The sequence below is a fragment of the Metapseudomonas boanensis genome, assembly GCF_018704125.1.
In the GTDB taxonomy this organism is placed as follows: Bacteria; Pseudomonadota; Gammaproteobacteria; order Pseudomonadales; family Pseudomonadaceae; genus Metapseudomonas; species Metapseudomonas boanensis.
On the sequence record NZ_JAGTIS010000009.1, the window covers coordinates 45,555 to 67,708 of the forward strand.

General features: G+C 63.5%; 20 protein-coding genes, 1 pseudogene and 1 riboswitch. Of the genes and pseudogenes, 11 read left to right on the forward strand and 10 right to left on the reverse strand.

What is annotated here, in order from left to right:
* Window positions 1–3: 3 nt before the first annotated feature.
* The 5 genes from J7302_RS16610 to pilG form a co-directional block, all read right to left on the reverse strand.
* Window positions 4–864: a CheR family methyltransferase gene (locus J7302_RS16610; protein ID WP_215377526.1), complete on the reverse strand. Its 861-nt coding sequence runs from the start codon at window positions 862–864 to the stop codon at window positions 4–6.
* Between the two features lie 62 nt (window positions 865–926).
* Window positions 927–2,975, reverse strand: coding sequence for a methyl-accepting chemotaxis protein (locus J7302_RS16615; protein WP_215377185.1), 2,049 nt, complete (start codon window positions 2,973–2,975; stop codon window positions 927–929).
* Between the two features lie 149 nt (window positions 2,976–3,124).
* Entirely contained in the window at window positions 3,125–3,661 is a 537-nt protein-coding gene (locus J7302_RS16620) for a chemotaxis protein CheW (RefSeq protein ID WP_215377187.1), read from the reverse strand.
* Window positions 3,662–3,716: 55 nt separating this feature from the next.
* A complete protein-coding gene (gene pilH, locus J7302_RS16625) occupies window positions 3,717–4,082 on the reverse strand; it encodes a twitching motility response regulator PilH (protein WP_215377189.1) in 366 nt (121 codons plus the stop codon).
* Between the two features lie 45 nt (window positions 4,083–4,127).
* Window positions 4,128–4,535 (reverse strand): twitching motility response regulator PilG, encoded by a 408-nt coding sequence (gene pilG / locus J7302_RS16630; RefSeq protein WP_003455569.1) that lies wholly within the window; start codon window positions 4,533–4,535, stop codon window positions 4,128–4,130.
* Between the two features lie 269 nt (window positions 4,536–4,804).
* On the opposite strand from pilG, the gene gshB reads away from it, so the two are divergent.
* From gshB to J7302_RS16665, 7 genes are all read left to right on the forward strand, one after another.
* The gene (gene gshB / locus J7302_RS16635; RefSeq protein ID WP_215377191.1) at window positions 4,805–5,767 is read left to right on the forward strand and encodes a glutathione synthase; all 963 of its coding nucleotides are present in this window, start codon (window positions 4,805–4,807) and stop codon (window positions 5,765–5,767) included.
* Between the two features lie 56 nt (window positions 5,768–5,823).
* The gene (locus J7302_RS16640; RefSeq protein ID WP_215377193.1) at window positions 5,824–6,717 is read left to right on the forward strand and encodes an energy transducer TonB; all 894 of its coding nucleotides are present in this window, start codon (window positions 5,824–5,826) and stop codon (window positions 6,715–6,717) included.
* Window positions 6,718–6,824: 107 nt separating this feature from the next.
* Window positions 6,825–7,391, forward strand: a complete 567-nt coding sequence (locus J7302_RS16645; RefSeq protein ID WP_215377196.1) for a YqgE/AlgH family protein — start codon at window positions 6,825–6,827, stop codon at window positions 7,389–7,391.
* On the forward strand, window positions 7,391–7,828 hold the full coding sequence (ruvX, locus tag J7302_RS16650; RefSeq protein WP_215377198.1) for a Holliday junction resolvase RuvX: 438 nt from the start codon (window positions 7,391–7,393) through the stop codon (window positions 7,826–7,828). The genes J7302_RS16645 and ruvX overlap by 1 nt, the downstream gene beginning before the upstream one ends.
* 14 nt (window positions 7,829–7,842) lie before the next feature.
* On the forward strand, window positions 7,843–8,355 hold the full coding sequence (gene pyrR, locus J7302_RS16655) for a bifunctional pyr operon transcriptional regulator/uracil phosphoribosyltransferase PyrR (RefSeq protein ID WP_215377200.1): 513 nt from the start codon (window positions 7,843–7,845) through the stop codon (window positions 8,353–8,355).
* Window positions 8,356–8,390: 35 nt separating this feature from the next.
* The gene (locus tag J7302_RS16660) at window positions 8,391–9,398 is read left to right on the forward strand and encodes an aspartate carbamoyltransferase catalytic subunit (RefSeq protein ID WP_215377202.1); all 1,008 of its coding nucleotides are present in this window, start codon (window positions 8,391–8,393) and stop codon (window positions 9,396–9,398) included.
* Window positions 9,398–10,669 (forward strand): dihydroorotase, encoded by a 1,272-nt coding sequence (locus J7302_RS16665; protein ID WP_215377204.1) that lies wholly within the window; start codon window positions 9,398–9,400, stop codon window positions 10,667–10,669. Before J7302_RS16660 ends, J7302_RS16665 begins: the two co-directional genes overlap by 1 nt.
* 173 nt (window positions 10,670–10,842) lie before the next feature.
* On the opposite strand, the gene metF is transcribed toward J7302_RS16665, so the two are convergent.
* Both metF and ahcY read right to left on the reverse strand, forming a co-directional pair.
* Complete coding sequence (gene metF, locus J7302_RS16670) at window positions 10,843–11,688, reverse strand: methylenetetrahydrofolate reductase [NAD(P)H] (protein WP_215377206.1); 846 nt, start codon at window positions 11,686–11,688, stop codon at window positions 10,843–10,845.
* A 99-nt stretch (window positions 11,689–11,787) separates the two neighbouring features.
* Window positions 11,788–13,197, reverse strand: a complete 1,410-nt coding sequence (gene ahcY / locus J7302_RS16675) for an adenosylhomocysteinase (protein ID WP_215377208.1) — start codon at window positions 13,195–13,197, stop codon at window positions 11,788–11,790.
* Window positions 13,198–13,219: 22 nt separating this feature from the next.
* Window positions 13,220–13,324, reverse strand: a riboswitch (S-adenosyl-L-homocysteine riboswitch).
* Window positions 13,325–13,464: 140 nt separating this feature from the next.
* Here ahcY and J7302_RS16680 point away from each other — a divergent pair.
* The gene (locus J7302_RS16680) at window positions 13,465–14,085 is read left to right on the forward strand and encodes a TetR/AcrR family transcriptional regulator (RefSeq protein ID WP_215377210.1); all 621 of its coding nucleotides are present in this window, start codon (window positions 13,465–13,467) and stop codon (window positions 14,083–14,085) included.
* Window positions 14,086–14,139: 54 nt separating this feature from the next.
* Here the strand turns inward: J7302_RS16680 and preA are convergent, their stop codons facing one another.
* The 3 genes from preA to hydA form a co-directional block, all read right to left on the reverse strand.
* On the reverse strand, window positions 14,140–15,414 hold the full coding sequence (gene preA, locus J7302_RS16685) for an NAD-dependent dihydropyrimidine dehydrogenase subunit PreA (RefSeq protein ID WP_215377212.1): 1,275 nt from the start codon (window positions 15,412–15,414) through the stop codon (window positions 14,140–14,142).
* Entirely contained in the window at window positions 15,415–16,815 is a 1,401-nt protein-coding gene (locus J7302_RS16690) for an NAD(P)-dependent oxidoreductase (protein WP_251702123.1), read from the reverse strand.
* 95 nt (window positions 16,816–16,910) lie between these two features.
* Complete coding sequence (hydA, locus tag J7302_RS16695) at window positions 16,911–18,350, reverse strand: dihydropyrimidinase (RefSeq protein ID WP_215377217.1); 1,440 nt, start codon at window positions 18,348–18,350, stop codon at window positions 16,911–16,913.
* A 611-nt stretch (window positions 18,351–18,961) separates the two neighbouring features.
* Here hydA and J7302_RS16700 point away from each other — a divergent pair.
* The 3 genes and pseudogenes from J7302_RS16700 to J7302_RS16710 all read left to right on the forward strand — a co-directional run.
* A complete protein-coding gene (locus J7302_RS16700) occupies window positions 18,962–20,452 on the forward strand; it encodes an NCS1 family nucleobase:cation symporter-1 (protein WP_215377219.1) in 1,491 nt (496 codons plus the stop codon).
* Window positions 20,453–20,515: 63 nt separating this feature from the next.
* A complete protein-coding gene (locus J7302_RS16705; RefSeq protein ID WP_215377222.1) occupies window positions 20,516–21,799 on the forward strand; it encodes a Zn-dependent hydrolase in 1,284 nt (427 codons plus the stop codon).
* Between the two features lie 97 nt (window positions 21,800–21,896).
* Window positions 21,897–22,112, forward strand: a pseudogene (locus J7302_RS16710) (MAPEG family protein); the annotation flags it as partial.
* Window positions 22,113–22,154: the final 42 nt, after the last annotated feature.

A 22,154-nucleotide genomic window follows, 5' to 3' on the forward strand; every position in this document is an offset into this window, starting at 1 on the left:
CTGCTATCCCTTCCGGGTGAATGCAAGAACCTGTTCATTGGCCACCGGCTCCAGGTCCGGATGGTGCCATCCCGCCACCTCACCCACCCCTAGCACCAGCAGGCCTCCCGGTGCCAGGCGCTCGGCCAGGCGATTGAGAATCTCCCGGCGTCGCCAGCGGCGGAAATAGATCAACAGGTTCTGACAGAAGATTACGTCCATGCCGGACATTGGCGCCTTGGCCAGGTCCAGCACATTGAGCCGGGCGCAGCACACGCGTGCGGCCAGGCTCGGCGATACCTTGTAGCGCCCATCTCCCAACACCTGGAAATAGCGCTCGGCGAGGGTGCTTTCCAACTGTTCCAGGCGTCGGGCGCCATAAACGCCTTCGCGGGCCTTGGCCAGCGCATTGAGGCTGATGTCGGTGCCGGTCACACCGAAGTATTCCGGCCGCTCGCTGCCCGCCAGTACCTCGGCTGCCAGCATGGCGAGGGAGTAAGGCTCCTCGCCGCTGGCGCAGCCGACGCTCCAGATCGCCAGGGGCTGCGCCAGCCCTTGGGCCAGGCGCTCGCGCAGGTAGCTGCCCAGCAGTTGGAACGAAGGCTGGTGCCGGAAGAAGCGTGTCTCCTGAACGGTCAGGCGGTCCAGCAGGCTCGCCCATTCCACCGCGCCACGCGGACCGTCGGTCACCTGGCGGTAGTAGGTGGCGTAGTCCGGCACGCCCAGCTCGCGCATGCGCGCCGACAGGTTGGTTTGCAGGAAGGTGCGTCGCTGCTCGTTGACCACCACGCCAGTGCGCTCCTCGAGCAGCTTGCGCCAGTCGTCAAACTCCTCGGCCGTCATGTCGGCCATGGGTTTCAAGGCCCAGACGCCGCCTGGCTGCATGCTGTCGTGCCCTTGATTCATGGTCGTCGCGCCGCGGCCTCAGGCCGCGGCTTCTCCCTTGGTCAGGCCAGATCCTGGGCTTCCGGCAGTTTGAAACCGGAAACCGACTTGCGCATCTCGCTGGCCATCTTCGCCAGGTTGCCGATGCTCTTCGCGGTGGCGGTGGTACCGGCGGAGGTCTGCGAGGTGATCTCCTGGATCACGTTCATGGTGTTGGAGATATGGCCGGCCGAGGAAGCCTGCTGACGAGCGGCGTTGGAGATGTTCTGGATCAGCGCCGCGAGGGTCTTGGATACCTTTTCGATCTCCTCCAGGGCCACACCGGCGTCCTGTGCCAGGCGGGCACCGCGCACCACTTCGGAGGTGGTCTGCTCCATGGAGATAACCGCTTCGTTGGTGTCGGTCTGAATGGTCTTCACCAGCGCTTCGATCTGTTTGGTCGCGGCGGAGGAACGTTCCGCCAGGCGTTGTACTTCGTCCGCCACCACGGCGAAGCCGCGGCCGGCGTCACCGGCCATGGACGCCTGGATCGCGGCGTTCAGGGCGAGAATGTTGGTCTGGTCGGCAATGTCGTTGATCAGGCTGACGATGTCGCCGATCTCCTGGGACGACTCACCGAGGCGCTTGATTCGCTTCGAGGTGTCCTGGATCTGTTCGCGGATGTTGTCCATGCCGGTGATGGTGTTGTGTACCACCTCGTTGCCCTTGTTGGCGATGGCTACGGATCGCTCCGCTACCGCCGAGGACTCCGAGGCGTTCGCCGATACCTGGTCGATCGACACCGCCATCTCGTTGATGGCGGCGGATGCGCCGGCGATTTCCTGGGCCTGGTGCTCGGACGCTTCGGCCAGGTGCATGGCAGTGGCCTGGGTTTCCTGGGCGGCAGCGGCCACCTGTACGGCAGTCAGGTTGATGGTTTCGACCAGTTCGCGCAGCTGGTCGATCGAGTAGTTGATCGAGTCGGCGATGGCGCCGGTGAAGTCCTCTGTCACGGTCGCGGCTACGGTCAGGTCACCGTCGGCGAGGTCGGCGATTTCGTCGAGCAGACGCAGAATCGCAGCCTGGTTACGTTCGTTCTTCGCGGCGGTTTCGGCCAGGCGGCTACGTGCGCTCTGGACCATCACCAGGCCGATGAGGATGACCGCGCCCAGGGCGAGGGCGCCGAGCACATAGCCGGCCAATGTGTTCATGGCGCGGCCGGAGGCCAGGTTCTCGAAGCCGTCGGTCAGGGTCGAGGCCTTGTCCAGCAGGGTTTGCGAGCCGCTGAAGATGGTGTTGGCGGATTCACGGACCTGGAACAGCTCCGGTGAGGTTTCCAGGATTTCGTCCACCGAACCGGAGACGAACTCGAACAGTTCGGAGATCTCCTGCAAGCGCTCCAGGGCCTCGGGGTTGGTGACCTTGGAGATCTCCATCGCTGCATTGCCTTCGACCATCGCGCTGAGCACGCGGCCGAACAGGCTGGCGTCGCGACCGAACATGTCGGCGGCCTGCACGGAGTCTTCGTCGCCGGCCAGTACCTTGTTCACCGAGCCGAGGATACGTTCGGCCAGCAGCGACTGGCGCTGGGCCACCGACACCTGGCTGGCGGGCGCGCCGCTTTCCAGCAGGATGTCGACGACTTCCTCGTATTCCACCTGCAGTTGCGGGATGGTTTCGGCCAGGGTTGCGGCCACCTGGTGCAGGGAGAGTACGGTCTGCTCGCTGGCCAGGATCGCGTCGGCGTTCTGCCGCAGGCTGTCCCAATCCTTCTGCACGGCGTCCATTTCCGCCTTCACGGCAGTCGGCGCGGTCGGCAGGCCGGTGATCTCGTCACCTTGGACCAGAGTGTTCCAACGCTTCTCGAAGTCGTTGCGTGCGTCCTTGAGCAGGGCGAAGGCTTCGGCCTTGCCCGCTGCCGCCTCGCTGGCGTTCTTGGCGATACGCTGGGAAAGCACGCGCAGCTCACCAGAGTGGCTGATGTACTCCTTGTCGTAGTTCGCCTGGGTGTTGACGTACGCGAAGTTTGCGAACAACAGCACGATGGCGATGATCAGGACCACGAAGAGTCCAGCGATCAGCGGCGTGCTTCGCCCCGCCGAAAATAGATTGCCTGCGTTCAGTCTTTTCATTATCGGGCCCCCGCCTGGACCAACCACTCTACGATTCCCATCTAACGCCAAAGGGCCGGAACGACCGGCCCAACCTTGAAGCCATGGCGCCAGGAGCTGGGCTCCCGGGCCTGGTATGCGGCGGCCACTGCGGGCCGCCCGCAGCGAAACTAAACCGCCACCTCGAGAAACGCCTGGTGCTGCGCCAAGGCATGCGGGCTGAATACCAGCCAGGGTTGCTCCCGACGGAAGACACCGTGAATGAAAGGCTCGACGGCGGTTTCCAGCGGTGGCAATTCCTCGCTGAACGAGTCCACCAGGAAATGCTGCATGCCGAACACTTCATCGACGATGAGCCCGGCGAAGATTTCCTGGTGGTCCACCACCAGCACCCGGCGCTGCTTGCGCAGCGGTGATAATTCGGTACCGAAGAACGCGCACAGGTCCATGATCGGCAATAGCCGGCCGCGCACGTTGGCCACGCCCTTGACCCAGCTCTTCACGCCGGGCATCAGGGTATAGCGCGGTTCATGCAGGACTTCGGCGACTTCGCCCATGGGCGCGACGAACAAGCGCTCGCCCATGCGGAAGCCGATGCCGCTCCAGCTTTGTACGACCTGTTGTTGCGCAGGCAGGCCAGCGGCCAGCGCACGACAGCGTTGGTCGATCTCGAAGAGAAGCTGGAAAGGGGTCCGCGAATCCGACATGGCGACCAGCCTTGGCCTTGTTTCTAATAGTTATCGAACGGCACCCGGCGTAGTCTCAGCCGGCCAGTACCGCATTCAGGGTCTTGAGCAGGGTGTCTTCGTCGATCGGCTTGGTCAGGTAGTCGCGCGCGCCCTGGCGCTTGCCCCAGACCTTGTCGGTTTCCTGGTCCTTGGTGGTGACGATGATGACCGGGATATGACTTGTATCGGCATCCTTGGTGAGCTGGCGGGTGGCCTGGAAGCCATTGAGGCCGGGCATCACGATGTCCATCAGCACTGCATCGGGCTTTTCCTGGCGGGCCAGAGCGACGCCATCGGCACCGTTCTCGGCCTTGAGCACCTGGTGGCCATGCTTCTCGAGCATGGCGGTGAGCTTGTACATCTCGGTCGGCGAGTCATCAACAATCAGAATACGAGCCATGGTGTTCCCCATACGGAAAGGCTTCACCGGCCATCAGGCCGGACTTCAGGAGGCTTGCTCCACCGGGGTGAAATCGGGGACGTGAGTCTTGATCGCGCCGAGCAGCTCTTCCTTGCTGAAAGGCTTGGTGAGGTACTGGTCGGAACCGACGATGCGACCCTTGGCCTTGTCGAACAGGCCATCCTTGGAGGACAGCATGATCACCGGGGTGGATTTGAAAGCACTGTTGTTCTTGATCAGGGCACAGGTCTGGTAGCCATCCAGGCGCGGCATCATGATGTCGACGAAAATGATATTGGGGTGGGAATCGGCGATCTTGGCCAAGGCATCGAAACCATCCACCGCAGTGATGACCTCGCAGCCCACCTTTTTCAGCAGAGTCTCGGCGGTGCGACGAATCGTTTTCGAATCGTCGATCACCATGACCTTCAAACCCTCGGAATGCTGTTCCATGTTCGCCCTACCATTGCCTCGGTGAGTCGTTATTCTGCGTTATTTTTGCGCCTGAGGCCCTATAACCGACGGGCCGCAGCCCAATCGACGGGCCTTTTTAGCACAGTCTCCAGATGCAGGCTACAAACCCGCCGCATCCGCGATTCTTCCCTGTTCGGGGAAGGTTTTTCCTTGACCGGGAGCAATATCAGACGCCACCCTGAGCGTCTTACCCAACCGGCCCGCCACCTCTCTGGTGCCCCACTCAACACTTGTTGCGGAGACCCCCCATGAGCGTTCGCCTCGGGATCGTCATGGACCCCATTGCGCAAATCTCCTTCAAGAAGGACAGCTCCCTCGCGATGCTGCTGGCCGCCCAAGCGCGCGGCTGGAGCCTCTTCTATATGGAACAGCAGGATCTATACCAGAAAACCGGTGAAGCTCGCGCGCGCATGCGCCCGATAAAAGTTTTCTACGACGCCGTGCACTGGTTCGAACTAGGCGAGGAGCTCGACGTTCCGCTGACCGATCTGGACGTGATCCTGATGCGCAAGGACCCGCCCTTCGACAACGAGTTCGTCTATTCCACCTACCTGCTCGAACAGGCCGAACACGCTGGCGTGCTGGTGGTCAACCGCCCGCGAAGCCTGCGTGACTGCAACGAGAAGTACTTCGCCACCCAGTTTCCGCAATGCACGCCGCCAACCGTGGTCAGTCGACGAGCGGACATTCTGCGCGAGTTTGCGGCCGAGCAGCGTGACATCATTCTCAAACCCCTGGATGGCATGGGTGGTTCGATGATCTTTCGTCACCGAGAAGGCGATCCGAACCTCTCGGTGATCCTCGAGACCCTCACGGCCCACGGCAAGCAGCAGATCATGGCGCAGCGCTACCTGCCGGCGATCAAGGACGGCGACAAGCGCATCCTGATGATCGATGGCGAGCCGGTGCCCTATTGCCTTGCGCGTATTCCCGCCGCTGGGGAGACCCGCGGCAACCTGGCCGCCGGCGGGCGTGGCGAAGCCCAGCCGCTGAGTGACCGTGATCGCGAGATCGCCGCTCTCGTCGGCCCGGTGCTGCGTGATAAAGGCCTGCTGTTCGTCGGCCTGGACGTGATCGGCGAACACCTCACCGAAATCAACGTGACCAGCCCGACCTGCATTCGCGAAATCGATGCGGCCTATGACACCCGCATTGGCGAACGTCTCATGGAGGTGATCGCCGTCAAGCTCGAGGCGCGGAGTGCTTCATAGACTTTTCCCTGAGCCCTCGGCAGACTGCGCGGCATCCTGAAGCAAGCAGATTGGCGATGAGCGCAGCCGTGAACATCTCGACCCCTCCATTCGCCGGCGTCCGCTCGGCGGATCGGCTGGGTTTTACCCTGTTCCTCGCGGCTGTGTTGCACATCGTGTTGCTGCTCGGCGTCGGCTTCAGCTTTGGTGACCCGCAGCAGATCAGCAAGACGCTGGAGATCACCCTGGCTACCTTCAAGAGCGAGGAAAAGCCCAAAAAGGCCGACTTCCTCGCGCAGGCCAACCAGCAGGGCAGTGGCACCCTGGAGCACAAAGCGACGCCCAAGACTACTGAGGTGGCGCAGTTCCAGGACAAGCAGATCCGCAAGGTCACGCCGCCCGCAGCGCCGCCCCAGGCGCCGCGCAAGGAGGCTCCCAAGGCAGCCATCGCCACGCGGTCGCCGCAACCGCAGAAGACTCCGGTCAAGCGCGAGCAGACACGTCCCCGGCCTGAGACGAAGCCGGCCCCCAGCTTCGACAGCTCGCAACTCTCCGCGGAGATCGCCAGCCTCGAAGCCGAACTGGACAAGGAGCGCCAGCTCTATGCCAAACGCCCTCGAATCCACCGCCTCAATGCCGCCTCGACCATGCGCGACAAGGGTGCGTGGTACAAGGAAGAGTGGCGCAAGAAAATCGAGCGTATCGGCAACCTGAACTACCCGGAAGAGGCCCGGCGCCAGCGCATCTACGGCAACCTGCGACTGCTGGTGTCGATCAATCGCGACGGCACCCTCTACGAAGTGCAGGTGCTGGAATCGTCCGGATTCCCGGTGCTGGACCAGGGCGCCATGCGTATCGTCCGGCTTGCTGCCCCGTATGCACCGTTCAGCGGTGACCTGGCCGACATCGACCGTCTGGAAATCATCCGGACCTGGCGCTTCGAGCGCGGCGATCGCCTGTCGAGCAACTAAGCTAAAGAGCATTGCTCACCGCGCGTCGGTGAACCTGTCGCCTGAACGGAGCCCACCCTTCCACCTGCTGCTTGAAGCCTGCCGCCTTAAGCCTGAAACTAACGGACATGAAAAGCGCACCGAGCTACCTGAAGCATCACTTCCTGATCGCCATGCCCCACATGGTCGATCCGAATTTTGCCCAGACCGTCACCTACCTGGTGGAGCACAACGATCAGGGCGCCATGGGGTTGGTCATCAACCGGCCCAACGGCCTCAGCCTGAGCGATGTGCTCGAGCAGCTGCGTCCGGAGGACACTCCGCCGGCGCGCTGCCAGGGCCAGCCGATCTTTGCTGGTGGCCCGGTCCAGACCGACCGCGGCTTCGTCCTGCACCCCAGCGGCCACAGCTACCAGGCCACGCTGGAGCTGGGCGAGCTGTCGTTGTCGACCTCCCAGGATGTGCTGTTCGCCATCGCTGATGGCAGCGGACCTGCGAAAAGTCTGGTGGCATTGGGCTATGCCGGGTGGGATGCCGGTCAGCTGGAGGCTGAACTCAGCGACAACGCCTGGCTGACCTGTCCTGCGGACCTCGCGATCCTGTTCGACACGCCGTCCGAGCAGCGCCTGGCTGCAGCCGCAGCCCGCCTGGGCATCAATCTCAGCCTGCTCACCGCCCAGGCCGGGCACGCCTGATGGCCGAAACCAAACCCCTGCGCCTGTTGCTCGGCTTCGATTACGGCACCAAACAGATCGGTGTAGCTGTCGGCCAGGCCGTTACCGGCCAGGCACGTGAGTTGCGCGTGCTCAAGGCCCAGAACGGCGTACCGGACTGGCAGCAGGTCGAAGCCCTGATCCGCGAATGGCAGCCGGACGCCATGGTCGTAGGTCTGCCGCTGAACATGGACGGCACACCCAGCGATATGAGCGTCCGCGCCGAAAAATTCGCCCGACGCCTGAACGGCCGGTTCAACCTGCCGGTGTTCACCCATGACGAACGACTGACCACCTTCGAGGCCAAGGGCCAGCGCCTGGCCCAGGGCCAGCGCGACGGATACCGAGAGCGCCCGGTGGATGCCCTGGCTGCCGCCCTGCTGCTTGAAGGCTGGTTGGCCGAACACACTGGAAACTGATGCGAGGAATGCCGATGACCCTGCCCAACCCCGTCGAACTGCTGCCGAGGATGGCCAGCGATCTCACCGCGCATCTGCACGCGCGCGGCATTACCGAACCCCGGTTCGTCGGCATCCGCACCGGCGGCGTGTGGGTTGCCCAGGCGCTCCTCCAGGCCCTCGGCCAGGAGGTGCCGCTGGGCATCCTCGATGTGTCCTTCTATCGCGATGACTTCACCCAGACCGGACTGCACCCACAGGTTCGTCCGTCCGAGCTGCCGTTCGAGATCGACGGTCAGCACCTGGTGCTGATCGATGACGTGCTGATGAGTGGCCGTACCGTCCGCGCAGCACTCAACGAACTGTTCGACTATGGCCGGCCGGCGAGCGTGACCCTGGTCTGCCTGCTGGACCTCAATGCCCGCGAGCTGCCGATTCGCCCCGACGTCGTCGGCGCAACCCTGTCGCTGGGTGCCACGGAACGGGTAAAATTGCTCGGCCCCGCGCCGCTCACCCTTGAGCGCCAGGACCTTGCCTCGCCCGCCTGACCCTCCCGAATCCTCGAACCTTTAGGGCCTGCCCCATGCCGACAGACGCCAAGCGCCCGCTGCAGCTCAACGATCAGGGCCAGCTGCGCCATTTCCTTTCGCTCGACGGCCTGCCCCGTGCGCTGCTGACCGAAATTCTCGACACCGCTGACTCCTTCCTCGAAGTCGGCGCTCGCGCGGTCAAGAAAGTCCCGTTGCTGCGCGGCAAGACCGTGTGCAACGTGTTCTTCGAAAACTCCACGCGGACCCGGACCACCTTCGAGCTGGCCGCCCAGCGGCTTTCCGCTGACGTAATCACCCTGAACGTCTCCACCTCCTCCACCAGCAAGGGCGAGACGCTGTTCGACACCTTGCGCAACCTGGAGGCCATGGCGGCCGACATGTTCGTGGTGCGCCACGCCGATTCTGGCGCTGCCCACTTCATCGCCGAACACGTCTGCCCGGACGTGGCGGTGATCAACGGCGGCGACGGCCGCCATGCGCACCCGACCCAGGGCATGCTCGACATGCTGACCATCCGCCGTCACAAGGGCAGTTTCGAGAACCTCTCGGTGGCCATCGTCGGTGACGTCCTGCACTCGCGGGTGGCGCGCTCCAACATGCTGGCGCTCAAGACCCTGGGCTGCCCGGACATCCGCGTGATCGGGCCCAAGACCCTGCTGCCGATCGGCGTCGAGCAGTACGGCGTGAAGGTCTACACCGACCTTGCCGAAGGCCTCAAGGATGTCGACGTGGTGATCATGCTGCGCCTGCAGCGCGAACGCATGCAGGGCGGCCTGCTGCCCAGCGAGGGCGAGTTCTACAAGCTTTACGGCCTGAGCACCCAACGCCTGGCACTGGCCAAGCCGGATGCCATCGTCATGCACCCCGGCCCGATCAACCGTGGCGTCGAGATCGAGTCGGCGGTGGCCGACGGCGCCCAGTCGGTGATTCTCAATCAGGTCACCTATGGCATAGCCATTCGCATGGCCGTTCTCTCCATGGCCATGAGTGGCCAGGCCGCGCAGCGTCAACTGAACCAGGAAGCCGAGGAGCTGAACTGATGCGAACCCACATCCTCGGAGCCCGCCTGATTGACCCGGCCAGCGGTCGTGACCAGGTCACCGACATCTTCCTCGAAGCCGGCAAGGTGGTTGCCTTCGACCAGGCGCCTGCCGCCTTCAAGGCCGACAAGCAGCTCGATGCCAAGGGCCTGGTGGCCGCGCCAGGCCTGGTCGACCTCAGCGTCGCGCTGCGCGAGCCGGGCTACAGCCGCAAGGGCAACATCGCCAGCGAGACGCTCGCCGCCGTGACCGGAGGCGTCACCAGCCTCTGTTGCCCGCCGCTGACCAAACCGGTGCTGGACACCCCGGCCGTGGCCGAGCTGATCCTCGACCGCGCCCAGGAAGCCGGGCACGCCAAGGTGTTCCCCATTGGCGCCCTCAGCAAGGGCCTGGCCGGCGAACAGCTGGCCGAACTCGTGGCCCTGCGCGATGCCGGCTGCGTAGCCTTCGGCAATGGCCTTGCCAACTTCGCCAGCAATCGCATCCAGCGCCGTGCCCTGGAATACGCGGCGACCTTCGATCTCACCGTGGTCTTCCATTCCCAGGACGCCTCGCTGGCAGAAGGCGGCCTCGCTCATGAAGGCCCCATTGCCAGCTTCCTCGGCCTGGCGGGGATTCCGGAGAGCGCCGAGACGGTCGCCCTGGCCCGAGATCTGCTACTGGTCGAGCAAAGCGGTGTGCGTGCTCACTTCAGCCAGCTGACTAGCGCCCGTGGCGCGCAGATGATCGCCGACGCCCAGGCACGTGGCCTGCCGGTGACCGCCGATGTGGCGCTGTACCAGCTGATCCTCACCGACGAGGCGCTGACCGAATTCTCCAGCCTCTATCACGTACAACCGCCGCTGCGCACCCGCGCCGACCGTGACGGCCTGCGCGAAGCGGTAAAAAGTGGCGTTGTTTCGGCCATCGCCAGCCATCACCAGCCCCACGAGCCGGATGCCAAGCTGGCGCCGTTCGGTGCGACCGAGCCGGGCATCAGCAGCGTCGAATTACTGCTGCCGCTGGCAATGACCCTGGTGCAGGAAGGCGTGCTCGACCTGCCGACTTTGCTGGCTCGTCTGACCGCTGGCCCGGCCCGTGCCCTGCGCCTGCCTGCCGGCCGCCTGGCGGTTGGTGCGCCCGCCGACCTGGTGCTGTTCGATCCCGAGGCCGCGACCCTGGCTGGGGAAACCTGGTACTCGAAGGGCAACAACTGCCCCTTCATCGGCCACTGCCTGCCGGGCAAGGTGCGTTACACGCTGGTGGATGGCCGGATCATCTTCGAAGCCTGAACTCAGGAATGAAAAAGCCCGCCGACATTGGCGGGCTTTTTCATGGTGGGGCTCATAGCTGCACTTCTCTGCAGAAGCGAGCTTGCTCGCGGAGATTCTGCACTGGGGCGTTCGCGAGCAAGCTCGCTCCTACAAAGTTCTCGGCTGCCTGGCAGGCCGCGCGCCCATCCGCCTCAACGCGGCAGGTTGAGGTTCTTCCAGATCGCCAGGCTCGGCTCGGCCTGGTTCAGGGTGTAGAAGTGCAGCCCTGGTGCGCCACCTTCCAGCAGGCGCTCGCACATCTCGGTGATCACCTGCTCGCCGAATGCCTGGATGCTCTGCACATCATCGCCATAGGCCTCCAGCTGCTTGCGGATCCAGCGCGGGATCTCCGCGCCGCAGGCGTCGGAGAAGCGTGCCAGTTTGCTGTAGTTGGTGATCGGCATGATGCCCGGCACCACTGGGACATCCACACCCAGCTTGCGTACGCGTTCGACGAAGTAGAAGTAGCTGTCGGCGTTGAAGAAGTACTGGGTGATGGCGCTGTCGGCGCCGGCGTTGACCTTGCGCACGAAGTTCGCCAGGTCCACCTCGAAGTTGCGAGCTTGCGGGTGCACTTCGGGGTAGGCCGCCACTTCGATGTGGAAATGGTCGCCGGTTTCCTCGCGAATGAACTCCACCAGGTCGTTGGCATGGCGCATTTCGCCGCTGGCCATGCCCATGCCGGAAGGCAGGTCGCCGCGCAGGGCGACGATGCGCTGGATGCCGGCGTCCTTGTAGTGGGCCAGCAGGGCGCGCAGTTCGGCCTTGCTGTCACCGACGCAGGAGAGGTGCGGCGCCGTCGGTACCTGCACTTCGCCGTCCAGTTGCAGCACGGTCTGCAGGGTGCGGTCGCGGGTGGAGCCGCCGGCCCCGTAGGTGCAGGAGAAGAAGTCCGGCTTGTAGCTGGCCAGGTTGCGGGCGGTGGCCAGGAGTTTTTCGTGCCCGGCTTCGGTCTTGGCGGGGAAGAATTCGAAGCTGTAACGGCGTTCTTGGGACATAGGTCTTTCCAGGCTCGAAAGCGTGGGGTGGATGGCGTTCGTCCATCCACCACGCGGAAATGGGCAGTGGACAAGCCGTGGGCTCATCCACCGTACACATCAGTAACGGTAGGAGTCCGGCTTGAACGGGCCTTCCACGGTCACGCCGATGTAGTCGGCCTGCTGGCGGGTCAGCTGGGTGACCACGCCACCGAAGCCCTTGACCATCTCCAGCGCCACTTCTTCGTCCAGCTTCTTCGGCAGCACTTCAACCGAGAGACGGGCGGCCTTCTCGGCGGCCGGCAGCTCGGCGAACTTGGCTTCGAACAGGTGGATCTGCGCCAGCACCTGGTTGGCGAAGGAGCCGTCCATGATCCGGCTCGGGTGGCCGGTGGCGTTGCCCAGGTTCACCAGGCGGCCTTCGGCCAGCAGGATCAGGTAGTCATCGTTCAGCGGATCGAAGCCATCCTTGCCGGTGCGGTGGATCTTGTGCACCTGCGGCTTCACCTCTTCCCAGGCCCAGGTCTTGCGCATGAAGGCGGTGTCGATCTCGTTGTCGAAGTGGCCGATGTTGCACACAACGGCGCGCTTCTTCAGCGCCTTGAGCATGTTGGCGTCGCAGACGTTGACGTTGCCGGTGGTGGTGACGATCAGGTCGATCTTGCCCAGCAGTACGGCGTCGACGCTGGCTTCAGTGCCGTCGTTGAGGCCGTTCTTGTAGGGGGATACCACTTCGAAGCCGTCCATGCAGGCCTGCATGGCGCAGATCGGGTCGACTTCCGCGACCTTCACGATCATGCCTTCCTGGCGCAGGGACTGGGCCGAGCCCTTGCCCACGTCGCCGTAGCCGATCACCAGCGCCTGCTTGCCGGACAGCAGGTGGTCGGTGCCGCGCTTGATGGCGTCGTTCAGGCTGTGACGGCAGCCGTACTTGTTGTCGTTCTTGCTCTTGGTCACCGAGTCGTTGACGTTGATTGCCGGGACTTTCAGGGTGCCGGCCTTGAGCATGTCGAGCAGACGGTGCACACCGGTGGTGGTTTCTTCGGTGATGCCGTGGATCTTGTCCAGCATTTGCGGGTATTTCTTGTGCAGGATCTCGGTCAGGTCACCACCGTCGTCCAGCACCATGTTGGCGTCCCACGGCTGGCCGTCCTTGAGGATGGTCTGCTCGATGCACCACTCGTACTCGTCTTCGGTTTCGCCCTTCCAGGCGAATACCGGGATGCCGGCGGCGGCGATGGCAGCCGCAGCCTGGTCCTGGGTGGAGAAGATGTTGCAGGAGGACCAGCGCACTTCGGCGCCCAGGGCGATCAAGGTCTCGATGAGCACGCCTGTCTGGATGGTCATGTGGATGCAGCCGAGGATTTTCGCGCCTTTGAGCGGCTGCTGGGCAGCGTACTTGCGGCGCAGCCCCATCAGGGCCGGCATTTCGGACTCGGCGATGATCAGCTCGCGGCGGCCCCAGGCGGCCAGGGAAATGTCGGCGACCTTGTAATCGTTGAAATCTGCAGGCGTCATGACAGCGCTCATGCGTAACTCTCCATTCGTAGTGTGCGAATGGGCGCCGTTGATGCGTTTTTCGGTCAGCGGGAGCCGGCCGGGTCGACGCCCCATCCGAGCCTGACAGGCTGAGCCTGCTGCAGCGCCCCTCGGACGGGTGGCGGGAGCGACCGGAGCGGAGCCGGCCGTTTGAAGCCTGCGGATTATAGCGATGGCAGTGGGTAAGCCCAAGGTCTTCCGTCGCCCTGAGCCGAGGCTGATGGTAGCCTTGCGGAATTTCGCGGTAATGGAACAGCCATGGGCAATCACAAGATTGAGATTCGTCGGCGTAACGTCGAGAAGATTCTCCTGGCGGCTGAGCAGGTTTTTGCCGAAAAAGGTTACGCCGGGACCTCCATGGGCGATATCGCCGAAAAAGCCGAACTGCCACGCTCCAACCTGCATTACTACTTCACCACCAAGGACGAGCTTTACCGCGAGGTGCTGTTCGGGCTGCTGGGGGTCTGGAAACAGGACGCCCTGTGCTTCGAGATGTTCGACGACCCGCGGGTCGTGCTGACCAGCTACATCCGCGCCAAGATGAACCATTCGCGCACGCGGCCCCACGGCTCCAAGGTCTGGGCCAACGAGATCATGCACGGCGCTCCGCGGCTCGGCGAGGCGCTCGACGAGCAGCTCTACGGCTGGGCGAAGATGAAGGAGGCGAAGATCCGCCAATGGGTCGAGGACAAGCGCATCCTATCGGTGGAACCGTCGAGCCTGCTGTACATGATCTGGGCCGCGACCCAGCATTACGCCGACTTCGATCATCAGGTGATGATCCTCAACGACCATCAGCCGCTCTCTGACATGCAGTTCGAGCGAGCAGTGCAGACCGTGACCAGCGTAATCCTGCGCGGCATCGGCCTGGAGCCCTGAGGTTTTCAGGGTTGCGTCCCGGCATGCAGGCTGCCGGGGCGCAATCGGCCAGGGTCAGGACGCTTCGCGATAGGGGTTGCGCGGGTCATGCAGCCAGTCCATGAATGGCTTGCCGTTCTCCTGGGGTACCATCTCGATGCAGTCCTGCACCGGGCAGGTGATCTGGCACAGGTTGCAGCCCACGCACTCTTCGTCGATCACTTGGTATTTATGGGTGCCGTCGGTCTGTTTGAGGCTGGCGATGGCCTGGTGTGAAGTGTCTTCGCAGGCGATGTGGCAACGGCCGCAACCGATGCAGGCGTCCTGATCGATCCTGGCAATGACCTGATAGTTCATGTCCAGGTACTTCCAGTCGGTGGTATTGCTCACCGCACGCCCCGAGAACTCCTGCAGGCTGGCGTAACCCTGGCTGTCCATCCATCGCGACAGGCCGTCCTTCATCGCGTCGACAATCCGGAAGCCATGAAGCATCGCTGCCGTGCACACCTGCACCGCGCCGCAGCCCAGTGCGATGAATTCCGCCGCATCGCGCCAGTTGCCGATTCCGCCGATACCGCAGATGGGCAGGCCGTGGGTCTGCGGATCACGGGCGATCTCGGCCACCATGTTCAGGGCTATGGGCTTCACCGCCGAGCCGCAATAACCGCCGTGGGTGCTCCGGCTGCCGACCATCGGATGCGCGACCATGCGCTCCAGGTCGACGCTGGTGATGGAGTTGATGGTGTTGATCAGCGACACCGCATCAGCACCGCCACGATGGGCCGCGCGAGCCGCCATGCGGATATCGGTAATGTTCGGCGTGAGCTTGACGATCACCGGCAACGAGCAATAGGTCTTGCACCAGCGGGTGACCTGCTCGACGTACTCCGGCACCTGGCCGACGGCCGCGCCCATGCCGCGTTCCGGCATGCCGTGGGGGCAGCCGAAGTTCAGCTCGATGCCGTCTGCGCCAGTGGCTTCCACCAGAGGCAGGATGTTTTTCCACGACTCTTCAACGCAGGGCACCATCAGGGAGACGATCAACGCTCGGTCCGGCCAGTCCTTCTTCACCTGGGTGATTTCTCGCAGGTTGATCTCCAGCGAGCGGTCGGTGATCAGTTCGATGTTGTTGATGCCCATGACTTCACGGTTGGCACCGTAGTGGGCCGAGTAGCGCGACGAGACGTTGACCGCTGCCGGGTCCTCGCCCAGGGTTTTCCAGACCACGCCACCCCAGCCAGCCTCGAAAGCACGGATCACGTTGTAGGCCTTGTCGGTGGGAGGGGCGGAGGCGAGCCAGAACGGGTTGGGGGCTTTGATGCCGGCGAAGACAATCGAGAGATCGGCCATTTATGCAGCCTCCTGGTTGAGCATGAGTCGGGCATGGATGGCCTCGGCGGCCAGCTTGCCGTGCTGGACCGCCTGGACCGTGAGGTCCTGACCGAGGCTGGTGCAGTCGCCGCCGGCATACACGCCGGGAATGCTGGTGCGCAGTTGTTCGTCGACCTGGATGCGCTCGCCCGAACGCTTCAGTTCCCGGGCCAGCGGGTCGCTCAGGGCGGAACTGTCGAAGGCCTGGCCAATGGCCTTGAAGATGGCGTCCGCCGCCAGCTCGAAGGTCTCGCCGGTGGTTTGCAGGCGACCTTCTTCCAGCCGGGTGCGGACGAAGCGCATACCGCGTACCTGACCCTGTTCGTTGAGCAGCACTTCCTCCGGCGCGGCCCAGGTCAGCAGGCGTACCTGGTTGGCCTTGGCGATCTCCTGTTCGTGCTCGGTGGCGCCCATTTCTTCCACGCCACGGCGATACACCAGATTGACGTCGCGGGCGCCGAGACGGGCCATCTGCACCGCCATGTCGATCGCAGTATTGCCGGCGCCAAGGACGATGCAACGGTCGGCCAGGGGTAGCTGGCTCAGGTCATCGGCCTGGCGCAGTTCGCGAATGTAGTCGGTGGCGGCGAGCAGGCCGGGGGCATCTTCGTGGGCCAGGCCCAACTGTTTGCTGGCAGCGAGGCCCAGGCCGAGGAACACCGAATCGAACTGCTGATGCAGTTCGGTGAGGCTCAGGTTGTCGCCGAGCTTCTGGCCGTGGCGAATTTCGATACCGCCGATCTCCAGCAGGAACTCCAGCTCGCGCTGGGCGAAGTCGTTCACCAGCTTGTATTTGGCGATCCCGTATTCGTTGAGGCCGCCGGCTTTCTCCCGGGCTTCGAAAATCACCACCTCGTGGCCGTGCAGGGCACAGCGGTGGGCGCAGGACAAGCCCGCCGGACCGGCACCGACCACGGCGATGCGCTTGCCGGTGGAGGCGGCACGCTTGAACGGGTGCTCGGTGAAGTTCGCGTTGTCCAAGGCATAGCGCTGCAGCAGGCCGATCAGTACCGGCGCGCACTCCTGGGCGTTGTTACGCACGCAGGCCTGCTGGCAAAGGATCTCCGTGGGGCAGACCCGGGCGCAGCTGCCACCGAGGATGTTGGCCGAGAGGATTTTCTGCGCCGCGCCCTGGACGTTTTCCTGATGGATATTGCGGATGAAGGAGGGAATATCGATCTCGCTGGGGCAGGCGTTGACGCAGGGCGCGTCATAGCAATACAGGCAGCGCGAGGCTTCCAGCTGCGCCTGACGGTCGTTGAGGGGTGGCGCCAGATCGCGGAAATGATCTGCGAGGGTGGCTCCGTCCTCGTGCGGGCGGGGCAAGTGGTCCAGGGGCTTGATCACGGTTATGGCCTCACAGTTATTGTGGTTTTGCAGCGCCGGTTCGGGAACCTGAGCCGGTGCTGAGGCAGTGAACAGTTCATTGGTAACCACCCAGCCTCTGGGGGCGGGTGTGGCAATGGAGGCGCGGTTTAGCGCTCGACCGCCACCGGCCGTTGCAACTCGGCGCGTTTGTTCAGCAGGTCGAACACCGCTGGGTAGGCCGGTCGCTCGACATAGCGCCCGGCGCCGCGTTCGGCCCGCAGGTCGCCATCGGCCCAGACCAGCTTGCCCTGGCTGATGGTGTGGCTCGGCACGCCGCGCACGGTCTTGCCTTCGAAGATGTTGAAGTCCACCTGCTGGTGGTGGGTCTTGGCCGAAATGGTGCGGGTGCCTTGCGGGTCCCAGAGTACCAGGTCGGCATCGGCGCCAATGCGGATCGCGCCCTTGCGTGGATAGAGGTTGAAGATCTTTGCGGCGTTGGTGGAGGTCAGGGCGACGAAGTCGTGCATCGACAGGCGCCCCGTGTTGACCCCTTCATCCCAGAGTACGGCCATGCGGTCTTCGATGCCGGCGGTGCCGTTGGGGATCTTGCTGAAGTCGTCGCGGCCGGCAGCTTTCTGCTCGGCGCAGAAGCAGCAGTGGTCAGTGGCGGTGGTGTGCAGGTTGCCCGATTGCAGGCCGTGCCACAGCGCATCCTGGTGGCCGCGCGGGCGGAAGGGCGGGCTCATCACGTAACCGGCGGCGGTCTGCCAGTCGGGGTTGCGGTAGACGCTGTCGTCCAGCAGCAGGTGGCCGGCCAGCACTTCGCCGTAGACCGGCTGGCCCTTGCCACGGGCGTAGGTGATTTCGTCCAGGGCCTCCTTGGTCGAGACGTGCACCAGATACAGCGGCGTGCCGAGGGTTTCGGCAATGCGGATGGCGCGGCTGGCGGCTTCGCCTTCGACCTGCGACGGGCGCGACAGCGGGTGGGCTTCCGGCCCGGTGATGCCCTGGGCCAGCAGCTTGCGTTGCAGGTGATAGACCAGCTCGCCGTTTTCCGCATGCACCGTTGGCACCGCGCCCAGTTCCAGGCAGCGTTCGAAGCTGGCCACCAGGGTATCGTCGGCGGCCATGATCGCGTTCTTGTAGGCCATGAAGTGCTTGAAGCTGTTGACCCCGTGATGGCGAACCAACTCGGCCATCTCCTCGCGGACCTGTTCGCTCCACCAGGTAATCGCGACATGAAAGCCGTAGTCGGATGCGGACTTCTCCGCCCAGCCACGCCACTGATGGAAGGCCTCCAGCAGCGACTGCTGCGGATTGGGAATCACGAAGTCGATGATCGAGGTGGTGCCGCCGGCCAGGCCCGCTGCCGTACCGCTGAAGAAGTCTTCGCTGGCGACGGTGCCCATGAAGGGCAGTTGCATGTGGGTGTGCGGATCGATGCCGCCAGGCATCAGGTACTGGCCGCTGCCGTTCAGTACTTCACAGTCTGCGGGAATATCCAGGTTGCTGCCGATGGCCTGGATCAGGCCGTCGGTGCAGAGAACGTCAGCGCGATAGCTATCTTCATGAGTGACAACGGTGGCGCCACGGATCAACAGAGACATGCCGATTTCCTCGCAGGCGGACCGGTCGTGCCGGTTCTTGGTGTTGTTCTGGGTCTGGCATGGGGATTTCGTGATCCTGTCAGACCTGACAGGAATTGAATCTAGTTGCCGATAATGAATTGATCAAGGTTATTTGTTGATCAAATTTATCTTATATAACTACTTGATTAACAAGATAAAAAAATAATTAATCACCAAAATGGTGAGGATGCTCACCGTTTTGACGCACTTGACAAGAACAGAAAATGGTCAAGATTTTCCATGGAAAATCAGCCGCTTGAACCCGGCATGGGAAGGGGCGGGGAAGCCGCAAGAAGGCCCGTCTGCACCAGATTGACCCTGACTGGGCGGACAGGCTGGGCGTCCGCCTGGCACTGATGGCGATGGAGGACATCTCCGTCGGGGTCATCGTTTGGGCAAATTTGTTTCAGATCAGCCAGTTATCTCCAGGTAGCGGGGCTTTCCAGGGTGATTGCGAGCTTTTCGGCATGTTTATTGACTGCCCTCGCAACCGAACTGGCCGGCCTGGAGGTGCTTTACTGGCGATGCACGTACTCCGGCCATCGCATTAGCCCGATGAGCTAACAATCAGAAAAATACTGGAGAGGCCTATGCAACAGATCAGATCGGAAGTGATCGAGCGGGGCGGCCTGTACGAGCTCGCCGCAGGTGAAGATGTCCTCGACAGCCCCCGATACAACCACGACATAGCGCCGACCAAGGTGCAGGAGCGCACCTGGAACAAGTGGCACATCACTGCGCTCTGGGTCGGCATGGCCATCTGCGTGCCCACCTACACCCTTGGCGGGGTGCTCACCGCTTACTTCGGACTCACGGTAGGCGAGGCACTACTGGCGATCCTGCTGGCCAATATCGTGGTACTCATCCCGCTGACGCTTAACGCCTTTGCCGGCACCAAGTACGGCATTCCCTTCCCGGTACTGTTGCGCTCGTCCTTCGGCATGGTTGGCTCCAACGTCCCCTGCCTGATTCGCGCCGTGGTCGCCTGCGGCTGGTTCGGCATCCAGACGATGTTCGGCGGCCTGGCCATCCACCTGCTCCTCGGTTCGCTGTTCGACGGCTGGAAGGCCCTGGGGGGGACCGGCGAGGTGATCGGCTTCATGATCTTCTGGGCCCTCAACCTGTGGGTGGTGCTGCGCGGTGCGGAATCGATCAAATGGCTGGAGACCCTCTCCGCCCCCCTGCTGGTGCTGGTCGGTGCCGGGCTGCTGGTATGGGCGCTGCCCCATGTGTCGCTGACAGAGCTGATGGCGCAGCCGCCGAAGCGCCCTGAAGGGGCTAGTGTCACCGGCTACTTCTTCGCCGGGCTGACGGCGATGGTCGGCTTCTGGGCCACCCTGTCGCTGAACATCCCGGATTTCAGCCGCTACGCGAAAAGCCAGAAGGACCAGATAGTCGGGCAGATCATCGGCCTGCCGCTGACGATGTTCCTGTTCGCCGCCCTCGGTGTGGTGATGACTGCCGCCTCGGCCTCGCTGGTGGGCGAAACCGTGGCCGACCCGGTGAACCTGATCGGCCATATCCAGAGCCCCATCTGGGTCGCCCTGGCGATGGCGCTGATCATCATCGCGACGCTCTCCACCAACACGGCGGCGAACATCGTCTCGCCGACCAACGATTTCCAGAACCTCGCGCCCAAGCGGATCGGGCGCACCAAGGCGGTGATGCTCACCGGGCTGGTGGGATTGGCGCTGATGGCTCATGAGCTGCTGAAGAAGCTTGGCCTGCTGGTTTCCGATGTCAGCCTGGAGACGGTGTATTCCAACTGGCTGCTGGGCTATTCCAGCTTGCTGGGGCCCATCGCCGGGATCATGGTCGTGGACTATTTCTTGATCAGGAAACAGCAACTCGATCTGCCTGGCCTATACCGTGACGGCGTCTACCCGGCCTGGAACCTGGCCGGCTTCATCGCCTTCGGCATGCCTGTGGCGCTGACCCTGATGTCGCTCGGCAGCGATATGTTCAGCTGGTTCTATGACTACGGCTGGTTTACCGGCTCGCTGCTGGGTGGGCTGCTCTACTACGGGGTCTGCAGCCTGCGCAGGAGCCTTGCGGTGCGAGTCGCCAAAGCATCGGTATGAAAATACGCTCGCCCCGGTGCGCCGGGCGGGCCGATACGACCTGTCCTGCTTGAGGAAATCGTCATGACTGTCCTGCAAAGCGTCCTGCAGTCCGCCCATTTACATATCGACAGCCAGAGGCTCTGGCAGTCGCTGATGGAGCTTGCCAGGCTCGGAGCCACGGCCAAGGGCGGTGTCTGTCGCCTGGCCCTGACCGATCTGGATCGTCAGGCCCGCGACCTGTTCGTGCAGTGGTGCGAAGCGGCAGGCTGCACGGTGAGCATCGATGCGGTTGGCAACATCTTCGCTCGCCGCGCCGGGCGCAACGCGCAGCTGCCACCGGTGATGACTGGCAGCCACATCGATACCCAGCCCACGGGCGGCAAGTTCGACGGCTGTTTCGGCGTGCTGGCCGGTTTGGAGGTGATTCGCACCCTCAACGACCTCGGAGTGGAAACCGAGGCGCCGTTGGAGGTCGTGGTCTGGACCAATGAAGAGGGCTCGCGCTTCGCCCCCTGCATGATGGGGTCGGGTGTGTTCGCGGAAAAATTCACCCTTGAGGAAGCCCTGGCCAAGACCGATGCCAATGGCGTGACGGTTGGCGAGGCACTCAACGCTATCGGCTACGCGGGCAGTCGCCACGTCAGCGGACATCCGGTTGGCGCCTACTTCGAAGCCCATATCGAACAGGGGCCGATTCTCGAAGACCAACACAAGACCATTGGAGTGGTGCTCGGTGCGCTGGGGCAGAAATGGTTCGACCTCAAGCTGCGGGGTGTCGAAGCCCACGCTGGGCCGACGCCGATGCACCTGCGCAAAGATGCCCTGGTGGGCGCAGCGACGGTAGTCGCTGCGGTCAATCGCGCCGCTCTGGGCCATCAGCCCCATGCCTGCGGCACTGTCGGCTGCCTGCAAGCCTATCCGGGCTCGCGCAACGTGATTCCGGGGGAGGTGCGCATGACCCTGGACTTCCGTCACTTGGAGCCCGAACGCCTGGATTCGATGATCGCCGAGGTGCGTCAGGTTATCGACAACACCTGCAATGAACACGGCCTGAGCTACGAGCTGACCCCGACGGCCGACTTCCCGCCGCTGTACTTCGACAAAGGTTGCGTGGCTGCCGTGCGCGAAGCCGCTGAGGGGCTCGGCCTGACGCACATGGACATCGTCAGCGGCGCCGGGCATGACGCCATCTTCCTCGCCGAACTCGGCCCGGCCGGGATGATCTTCGTGCCGTGCGAGGGCGGCATCAGCCACAACGAGATCGAGAATGCCACTCCTGACGACCTGGGGGCCGGTTGTGCGGTGCTGTTACGGGCGATGCTCAGCGCCTCGGTGGCGGTCGCCAAGGGTCGGTTGGCCGCCTGATTGGCCGATCTGCCAGAAGATAGCGTCGCGCGGTCAAGGATCGTTCCCAGGGGGTGGGAGAAGCTGGCGGGCCTCTTCTCCTCCTCCTGGAACCTCCATGACCCTTGCCAACTGGTGCGTATTCATCGCCCTGTTTCTGCCTTACCTGTCCACGGCTACGGCCAAGTTCTCCGGGGGTGATTTCGACCCCCGGCAGAACCATGACCCGCGCACTTTCCTCGAGGAGCTTCCGGGCTGGCGCAAGCGCGCCGATTACGCCCAGCTCAACGCCTTCGAAGTGACCTCTACCTTTGCCGCGGCGGTGATCATCGCGCTGTTCGTGGTAGCGGCCTGAGCCTGCGACCATCTGTCGCGA